Source organism: Nocardioides sp. CF8, assembly GCF_000389985.1.
GTDB classification, from domain to species: domain Bacteria; phylum Actinomycetota; class Actinomycetes; order Propionibacteriales; family Nocardioidaceae; genus Nocardioides; species Nocardioides allogilvus.
This window is the reverse complement of record NZ_CM001852.1, coordinates 4,102,196-4,105,790: the sequence shown is the minus strand read 5'-3', so window position 1 is coordinate 4,105,790 and position 3,595 is coordinate 4,102,196. Positions and strand designations below refer to the sequence as shown.

Annotated in this window: 4 protein-coding genes; 2 read left to right on the top strand and 2 right to left on the bottom strand. The window is 66.8% G+C overall.

The features are described from left to right. Together CF8_RS19985 and CF8_RS19980 are read left to right on the top strand one after the other, a co-directional pair. On the top strand, positions 1–221 hold a 221-nt coding region (locus CF8_RS19985), incomplete at its 5' end, for a DUF2933 domain-containing protein (RefSeq protein WP_036491615.1). A gap of 155 nt (positions 222–376) precedes the next feature. Beyond that, positions 377–1,933, top strand: a complete 1,557-nt coding sequence (locus CF8_RS19980; protein ID WP_051204287.1) for an MFS transporter — start codon at positions 377–379, stop codon at positions 1,931–1,933. A 194-nt stretch (positions 1,934–2,127) separates the two neighbouring features. On the opposite strand, the gene CF8_RS19975 is transcribed toward CF8_RS19980, so the two are convergent. Both CF8_RS19975 and CF8_RS19970 read right to left on the bottom strand, forming a co-directional pair. Beyond that, the gene (locus CF8_RS19975; RefSeq protein WP_232211541.1) at positions 2,128–2,709 is read right to left on the bottom strand and encodes a class I SAM-dependent methyltransferase; all 582 of its coding nucleotides are present in this window, start codon (positions 2,707–2,709) and stop codon (positions 2,128–2,130) included. 217 nt (positions 2,710–2,926) lie between these two features. Next, on the bottom strand, positions 2,927–3,529 hold the full coding sequence (locus CF8_RS19970) for a DUF305 domain-containing protein (RefSeq protein WP_036493841.1): 603 nt from the start codon (positions 3,527–3,529) through the stop codon (positions 2,927–2,929). Between the last annotated feature and the right edge of the window lie 66 nt (positions 3,530–3,595).

Below are 3,595 nucleotides of genomic sequence, written 5' to 3'. Positions count from 1 at the left end.
AACAGTCTCCGGAAACTCCGGGGCGGTTCATCCTGCTGCTTGTCGGCGTACCGCTGACTAGCGCCCTGCTATACGCCGTCTTGCTGGCTTGCCCGCTGATGATGCTCGCCATGGGAGGGCACGGCGGTCACGCTGGTGCCGAACACGACCACACGTCGCGTCGCAGTGACGAACCCGACGAATCCATCGAGCCGGCCCGCCAGCAGCGGCATTGCCACTGATCTGCTGCAGCCCCCGCCATGGCCCGTAGACGACCACCCGATGACGCCCGAACACGGCGCCCCGGCGCTGATGCTCAAGCGACGCGCCTCCCGCGGCCGACGGCCCGCGACTCCGCGGCAACCGGCACTCGGGAGCGCTCGGTCGCCTTGTCGGCATGATCGGGTGGCGGGTCCGGGGAAGGACTGAGGACAAGGGCACCCCGGCATCGGCACCGTACGAGCCTCTTGAGCGACCCCCCGACTGCGCCAGCGTCGAGAGGGAGGAGCACACAAGCCGGCGCTGGCTCGCGCTGACGGGGCTGACAGCCGTGACTTTTCTGTTGCTGCTGGACGACACGGCCGTCGCGGTTGCCCAACCCGCGATCCAGCGTCAGCTCGGCCTGAACCTCGAGGGGCTGCAGTGGCTGGTCAACGTCTACACGTTGACGATTGCCGCCTTCATCCTCCTCGCCGGGCAGCTTGCCGATCGCTTCGGTCGGCGGCGGATGTACCTGACGGGTCTTGCGATCTTCACGCTCGCTTCGCTGGGTGCTGGACTCGCGTCTTCCGGAGCGTCACTGATCGTCATGCGTGCCGTCCAAGGCTTTGGCGCCGCGCTTGTGACTCCGACCGCTCTGGCGATCATCGCGGACGTGTTCCCGCGCAGCCAGCGCGCCACGGCGCTAGGTATCTGGGCCGGACTCTCAGCCAGCGCGCTCGGCCTTGGTCCGCTGGTTGGCGCAGTCATCAACGACTCCCTTGGTTGGCGCTGGATCTTCCTGATCAACGCTCCCGTCGGCGTGGGTGTGTGGCTGCTGGCGCGCGCCGTCCTGCGTGACGATCACGCGCCGCGGCCGTCCCTGCGCCTCGACGCCCTCGGTGCCGTGATCTCGGGCGCGGGTCTGCTCGCATTGGTCCTCCGGCTCACCCAGGCCAACGGCGCCGGATGGCTCTCGGTGCGCAGCATTGCTCTCTTTCTCGGCGCTGGCCTTTGCCTCGCGCTCTTCATAAGGCACGAACGGCTGACAGCGGAGCCCCTGCTTCAACTGTCACTGTTCAAAGATCGCGCCTTCGCCGGAGCGAACATCCAAATCCTGCTCGCCACCTCGGTGATGTGCAGCCTCTTCTTCTTCCTGGCCTTGTACCTGCAAACCGTGCTCAGCTACTCGGCACTCGAGGCGGGCACCGGCCTGCTGCCTCTGACTATCACGATTGTCGTCGTCGGGCCGTACGCCGGCCGGCTCGCAGATCGCATCGGGCCCCGCATCCCGGTCGCCCTCGGAATGCTGCTTCTCGCCGGGGCGCTCCTGGGGCTGTCGGGGCTGCGCATGGACTCGAGTATCGGCAGCCTGGTGCCCTGGCTGACCCTGGCCGGCTTCGCGATCGGACTGGTCACGGCGCCGACCACCGCGACCGCCATGGGATCAACCGACGCTGACGGCCACGGTTCCGCGGCCGCCGTGTTCAGTACGTTCCAAACCACCGGGCTCACCCTCGGGATCGCGATCATGGGAGCAATCCTCGCTTCGTTCGGACCCGGCGCAGCCTTCGCTCGCACGATCAGCGACGAGCATCACGCGGCGTTCGTGCGCGGCTTCTCGACGGCTCTCACCGTCAACGCCGTCATCGCGCTCATCGCCGCCGGCATCGCCCTCACCATGCTGCGCCCGACGGCTGGGCGAACCGAAAGACCCAACGGGGCCGCCAAGGAGGAGCCCGATCGACGACCCTAGCGGGCAGGTTGGTGGCCACATCATCTGCCGAGAACACGTCGCCGGTCGCTCGAACATGGGCAACGTGCCGCTCTGCACTCGCGAGAGCGCAGCAGGTCAACCAGGCATCCACCCGTTTCCGCTTAGTGCACTCCCAAGCAAACGTCAGGGTGTCATTGACCCGAAGTGGAGAAGGGTCATTCGCGCGGATACACCTAGCCCACACTCCGCTTGGCTCCGAAACGCATGAGGTGGCCGGAAGCGGAAGGACGAACTTCGACATCGTCGAACCCCGCCTCAGCGAGGCCGATGCGGAGCCCGTCGGCGGACAGGAGGAGATGGGGGGATCTGTCAAGGCGATGGGTCAGGCGCGCCGCTCGAGTGTCGGTGAGGTCGTAGCCGAGGAACGCGCCGCCCGGGCGTAGCACTCGCGCTGCCTCACCGAGCGCCTCCCGCCACGCGGTGACGTGATGGAGCATCAGGTACGACGTGACGGCGTCGAAGCTGGCATCACCGAACGGCAGAGCAGTGACGTCGGCCTGTCGCACGGTCACATTTCCGCGATGGGCCAGGCGGTGCCGAGCAGATGTCACCATGGCGTCGTCGATGTCGGTGACCGTGAGGCGGACGTCGGGAAACAACTGGGCGATGCCGTCGGCCATGGCGCCGCTGCCGCCGCCGATCTCCAGGACGTCACCGGTCAGCTCCTCACCGCCAAGGGCCCAGGGCAGGACAACTCGGCGCGCGAGCACCCGCCAAGGCGCGCTCCGGCAGAACGCTACTTCGACGGCTGACATGACCGGCACAGTCGAACTTCCTTCCGTTCAGTTCGCGAGGACACCGACAGGCGCCGGATGGGGGCATGCCGCCGAACTCGCCTCGGGGGAAGGCGGTGCAGTCCGGCGGCACGCCGGTTTGGGGGGAGGCGCTACCCGACGACCGACACCGTCTGCCCCTGCTACCGATACGACGACGCCGGCTTCAGGGGATGAGCGCTCGTGCTCTGAACGTGGTCTAGGACTCGAGGAGCTGCTGCATCTGGGCGATCTCGGCCTGCTGATCACTGATGATCTTCTCCGCCAGGGCTACCGCGTCCGGGTTCTCGCCCTGATCGACCTCCACCTGGGCCATCTCGACGGCGCCTTCGTGGTGCTCGATCATCATCTCGAGGAACATGCGGTCCCAGTCGGCGCCCGAAGCCTCCATGAGGCCGTTCATCTCTTCCTCGTCCATCATGCCCGACATTGCGCCACCAGAGTCGTCACCCATATCGCCGTGATCCATCCCACCCATTCCGCCGGAGGTCACTTCCTCACCCCACGCCTCGAGCCAGCCCTCCAGGGTCTCGATCTCGGGACCTTGAGCCGCCTCAATGCTCTCGGCGAGCTCTAGCACCTCACCGTTGCTCGCCCGACCCTGCGCCATCTGCGCCATCTCGATCGCCTGCTCGTGGTGAGGGATCATCAGTTGGGCGAAGTTGACGTCGGCGTCGTTGAACGCGGCGGTGCTGTCGCTACCGGTGCTGCTCGTCGCGTCGCCGTCCGGGTCGTCTGCGCAAGCAGTCAGCGTCAGGCCAGCGGTGGCCAGTAGGGCGATCGCAGCCAGCGTCTTCCTCATCATCAAGTTCTCCATTCAAGGTTCATCATGGGCACGCTAGGTGTTCTGTCCGGACAGGTTGGGCAC